At 63.6% G+C, this 4,769-nt stretch carries 6 protein-coding genes and 1 pseudogene; 3 read left to right on the top strand and 4 right to left on the bottom strand.

Annotated elements, in window-relative coordinates; all coding sequences use genetic code 11:
• The 3 genes and pseudogenes from AC5DC2_RS19555 to AC5DC2_RS19545 form a co-directional block, all read left to right on the top strand.
• Positions 1 to 184 (top strand): annotated as a pseudogene (locus AC5DC2_RS19555) (4-oxalocrotonate decarboxylase); the annotation flags it as partial.
• Between the two features lies 1 nt (position 185).
• Complete coding sequence (gene thmT / locus AC5DC2_RS19550; RefSeq protein ID WP_024709392.1) at positions 186 to 386, top strand: 2-hydroxymuconate tautomerase; 201 nt, start codon at positions 186 to 188, stop codon at positions 384 to 386.
• Entirely contained in the window at positions 383 to 952 is a 570-nt protein-coding gene (locus AC5DC2_RS19545; protein WP_491699677.1) for an antibiotic biosynthesis monooxygenase, read from the top strand. Before thmT ends, AC5DC2_RS19545 begins: the two co-directional genes overlap by 4 nt.
• A 19-nt stretch (positions 953 to 971) precedes the next feature.
• On the opposite strand, the gene rarD is transcribed toward AC5DC2_RS19545, so the two are convergent.
• The 4 genes from rarD to AC5DC2_RS19525 all read right to left on the bottom strand — a co-directional run bounded on the left by rarD (position 972) and on the right by AC5DC2_RS19525 (position 4,551).
• On the bottom strand, positions 972 to 1,916 hold the full coding sequence (gene rarD / locus AC5DC2_RS19540; protein WP_491699676.1) for an EamA family transporter RarD: 945 nt from the start codon (positions 1,914 to 1,916) through the stop codon (positions 972 to 974).
• 112 nt (positions 1,917 to 2,028) lie between these two features.
• Entirely contained in the window at positions 2,029 to 3,648 is a 1,620-nt protein-coding gene (cimA, locus tag AC5DC2_RS19535; RefSeq protein ID WP_491699678.1) for a citramalate synthase, read from the bottom strand.
• 43 nt (positions 3,649 to 3,691) lie between these two features.
• Complete coding sequence (locus AC5DC2_RS19530; protein WP_491699675.1) at positions 3,692 to 4,192, bottom strand: GFA family protein; 501 nt, start codon at positions 4,190 to 4,192, stop codon at positions 3,692 to 3,694.
• Positions 4,189 to 4,551: an endonuclease domain-containing protein gene (locus AC5DC2_RS19525; protein ID WP_081725851.1), complete on the bottom strand. Its 363-nt coding sequence runs from the start codon at positions 4,549 to 4,551 to the stop codon at positions 4,189 to 4,191. The genes AC5DC2_RS19530 and AC5DC2_RS19525 overlap by 4 nt, the downstream gene beginning before the upstream one ends.
• Between the last annotated feature and the right edge of the window lie 218 nt (positions 4,552 to 4,769).

Raw genomic sequence — 4,769 nt, 5'->3', positions numbered from 1 at the left:
CGGCCACCCGGTCCGCTCGCTCGTCGCCGCCGCGCGCATGGTGGCGGCTGCCGGCGAGGAGCTAAAGGCGGGCGACATCGTGCTTGCCGGTGGCGCGACGGCCGCTATTCCGATGGCTGCCGGACAGGCCGTGACGCTTGAGGTCGAGCGGCTCGGCACCGTCGCCTTCAACGTGGGAGAGTGACATGCCTTTCGTCGACGTAACCATGATCGAGGGCCGCAGCAACGCGGTGAAGGAAAAGCTGATCGAAAAGCTGACCGAAGCGGTTGTCGAGACCACCGGCGTGCCGATCGAGAGCGTGCGCGTGGTCCTGCGCGAGGTGCCGGGCCATCACTGGGGCATCGCCGGCAAGCCGAAATTCCCCGCGCCCGATGCCGGGTCATGACCGGGGGGTTCGTCGAGCCCGGTGAGGAAGGCCCGGTAACGGTTCAGGTCTCGCGCCGGGTGCGCCCCGGCCACGAGGCCGACTACGAGGCCTGGCTGCACGGCATCGTCGAGGCGGCCAGGGGCTTCCCCGGCCATATGGGCGTCAATATCCTGAAGCCCTCCGGCAAGACCGGCGGGCGCTATGTGCTGATCTACCGCTTCGACAGCTTCGCCCATTGCGAGGCCTGGGAAAACTCCTCGGCCCGCGCGGACTACGTCGCCCTTCTGGGCGATCTAGTCGAGGGCGAGACCGAGCGCCGTCGCGTCAGCGGGCTTGAAGCCTGGTTCGAACTGCCGGAACTGCCGGTAACAAGGCCTGCGCCGCGCTGGAAGATGTCGGTCGTCCTGATCGCCGTCGTATTCGTGCTGGTCTACCCCCTGCAACTGATCGTGCCGCCGCTCGTTCCCGACTGGCCGCATTGGGCCAAGACGCTGACGATCGCCGTCATTCAGGTGCTGGCGATGACCTATGTCGTCATGCCGCGCGTGACCAAGGCGCTGAAATCCTGGCTGTTTTCCGGCTGAAAGCGGTTGCCGGCCGCCTTCAGCGCGACGCCGGGGCTGGCCTGCGGCGGGCGCGCAGGAGAGACGAGGTGTAAATCGCCAGCGCCGCCCAGATCAGGGCAAAGGCGAGGAGCTTGACCGGTTGCAGCGGCTCGCGGAAGACCAGAACCGCGATCAGGAAGATCATGCTCGGCGCGATATACTGCATGATGCCGATGGTCGAGAGCTTCAGAAGCTTTGCGGCATTGGCGTAGATCATCAGCGGAATGGCGGTCGCCGCGCCGCAGCCGATCAAAAGCAGCGCATCGGGGAGCGAGCCGAGGAAATGGCCGTTGCCGGTTGCTTCCAGCCAGATGATATAGCCTGCTGCCGGGAGGCTCATGATCAGCGCCTCGAGCGTGAACCCCGGATTGCCGCCGATGGGCACGATCTTGTGCAGGAAGGCATACATGCCGAAGGAGAACGGCAGAAGCAGCGCGACAACCGGTATGCTGCCGATCTCGACCGCCATGATGACCACGGCCATCACGGCGAGCGCAATCGCCATGAGCTGCGTCCTCGAAAGCTGCTCGCGCAGGATCACCGCAGCCAGGGCAATGGAGAAGAGCGGATTGATGAAATAGCCGAGCGCCGCATCCACCGTGTGCGCATTCGATACGGCCCAGATATAGGTGCCCCAGTTGATGCAGATGAAGACGCTGCAGAGGGCGACGACGGCGAGGGTCTTCGGCTGGCGGCAGGCCGCAGCGATCTCGCCGCCCTGCCCCGCATAGCCGACGACGACGCCGGCGAAGGGCACCGACCAGATGATGCGGTGCGCAAGCACCTCCAGGGGCGGCAGGTGAGCCACCAGCTTGAGATAGAGCGGAAGGAACCCCCACATCATGAAGACGACGAGCGCCAGAACGAAGCCCTTGGGCGTATCGCCGTCGGCGACCGTCTTTACCGGCGCGGTCACGATCGTATCAGTCTCATTGGCCGCCATGGCGCATTCCCATCGGTTGATCAAATGCAGATATCGACGATTGGCGCCGCGCGCCACCCGTTTCTGGTGAAGCACCCATCAACAATGATGATGGAAATCGCCGGGTCGCGCCTCACTCCGCCGCGACCCGGCCGGCAAGGGCGCGGTTCTTCATCAGCTTGAAGGTGATGGAATCCATCAGCGCCTGGAAGGACGCATCGATGATGTTTTCCGAAACGCCGACCGTCCACCAGCGCACGCCGTCATCATCGATGCTTTCGATCAGCACGCGTGTGATCGCCTCCGTGCCGCCGTTGAGGATACGCACCTTGTAGTCGGCAAGCTTGAGGTCGGCGATCTCGGACTGGAACTTGCCGAGATCCTTGCGGAAGGCCCTGTCGAGCGCGTTGACCGGACCATCGCCTTCGGAAACCGACATCATCTGCCGCCCGTCGATCTCCAGCTTGACCACCGCCTCTGACACGGTCTTGATCCGGCCATGGCTGTCATAGCGGCGTTCGACCATGACGCGAAAACTTTCGACGTGGAAGAAATGCGGCACGCTGCCGAGTTCGCGCAGCGCCAGAAGCTCAAAGCTCGCATCCGCGCCCTCATAGGCATAGCCCATGGATTCGCGTTCCTTGACGATCGTGATCAGCTTGTCGAGGCGCGGATCATTCTTAGCTACGGTGATTCCGCGGCGCTTCAGTTCGTTGATGAAGTTCGACTTGCCGCCCTGGTCGGAGACCATCACCCTGCGGGTGTTGCCGACCCTTTCCGGATCCACATGTTCATAGGTGCGCGGGTCCTTCAAAAGCGCCGAGGCATGGATGCCGGCCTTGGTGGCAAAGGCGGAGGCGCCGACATAGGGAAGCTGCGGGTCCGGCGCGCGGTTCAACAGCTCGTCGAAACCGTGGGAAAGCGCGGTCAGCTCGGCAAGCTGCTCGTCATCGAGGCCGAGTACGTAGCGTTCGGCATAGCGCTCCTTCAGGGAAAGCGTTGCCGCCAGCGTAATGATATTGGCATTGCCGCAGCGCTCGCCGATGCCGTTCAGCGTGCCCTGGACCTGGCGCACACCCGCGCGCACGGCGACAAGCGAATTGGCGACCGCCTGACCCGTATCGTTATGGGCGTGAATACCGAGCGACGTCCCAGGAATGCCGCTCGCGATGACATCCGCGATGATTTCCGCGATCTCGTCCGGTTGCGTGCCGCCATTGGTGTCGCACAGCACCACCCAGCGCGCGCCGGCGTCATAGGCGGCCCTGGCGCAGGAGAGCGCATAGGGCCGGTTTGCCTTGTAGCCATCGAAGAAGTGCTCGCAATCGACCATCGCCTCCTTGCCCGATGCCGCGACGGCGGCCACGCTCTCGGCAATGCAGGCAAGGTTTTCGTCATTGGTGATGCCAAGCGCCACGTCCACGTGATAGTCCCAGCTTTTCGCCACCAGACAGACCGCCTCGCTGTTGGAGGCGATCAGCGCGGCAAGCCCCGGATCGTTCGAGGCCGACACGCCGGCGCGCTTGGTCATGCCGAAGGCCGTCATCTTCGCGGATCTCGTGCGCGTCGCGGCGAAAAAGGCCGTGTCCGTCGGGTTCGCGCCCGGATAGCCGCCCTCGACATAATCGATGCCGGCCTGATCCAGCATGTCGGCAATGGCGATCTTGTCCTCCACCGAAAAGTCGATGCCCGGCGTCTGCTGGCCGTCGCGCAATGTGGTGTCGAACAGATAGATGCGCTCGCGCTTTTCCATGTCGTGGGTCTCCATCCCGTGAAAGTGGCCGTTCTCGGCCTTGTTATCCGGCGTCCGTGTCATCCTCGGGCGGCCATTTTTCGGTGTTGTGGTCGGGGTGCTGGCGGGTGCTGGCGAAAATCGCGTCATTACCGCCCGGCAGATCGGATCGGTCGGTCGGCTTCTCCCGAAGGTCGGACAGCGCATGGAAGAAGGACACCCGCCCCTCTACGCCATCCTGCGAGACCGGCGGAAAGGCCGACGGGTCATCCAGACTGCCGAGCGTGACCGCGATATGATTATCCCCCACAGTCTCGAAGAACAGCGGCGTGCCGCAGGCCGCGCAGAAGCCGCGCCGGACCTGATCGGAGGAATGAAACCAGCCCGGCACGCCGCGCGTGATACTGAAGCGCTGATGATCCGTCCCGGCAAGCGGCATGAAATAATTGCCCGATGCCTTCTGGCACATCCGGCAATGGCAGATATGCGGATAGGACAGCGCGCCTTCGACACGGTAGCGCACCGCCCCGCACTGACAGCCGCCGGAGAAGCTGGGTTCCGTCATGACTCATGCTCCCCGATGGTTCTCAGAATATGGGTGCAAACGGCGTCGATATCGCGCAGCACATCGTCGTTCCAGAAGCGGACCACGGTCCAGCCGAGCGCGGCGAGGCGCGTCGTGCGTCCTGCGTCTTCAGCGAGCCTTTCGCCATGCTGCGAGCCATCGACCTCGATGATCAGTTTGTGAGTGGGGCAGGCGAAATCGGCAATGTAGCGATCGATCGGCATCTGACGCCGAAACTGCAGCCCCTCCAACCGCCCCGCGCGCAGCTCGTTCCAGAGCTTCAGTTCTGCTTCGGTCATGCCCTTTCGCATGCGCCTTGAATTGGAGCGCAAACGTTTCGACACCTTGTGATGCGGCACGGTATACCCCCCTCTGTCGCTTCGCGACATCTCCCCCTCAAGGGGGGAGATTGATGGAGGTGCAGGCAAATGCCAAGAAGAACCTGCGCGCCCTGCAACAGGTCGCACCGCTCGCCCTGGCGAGAAAAATGCGCCAGTTGGCCTCACCGGCTCGCCACGGACAAACAATCTCTCCCCTTGAGGGAGAGATGCCCCGACAGGGGCAGAGAGGGGTGAAC

The sequence above is a fragment of the Martelella sp. genome (assembly GCF_984369615.1).
This window is presented reverse-complemented; position numbering and strand designations above follow the sequence as displayed.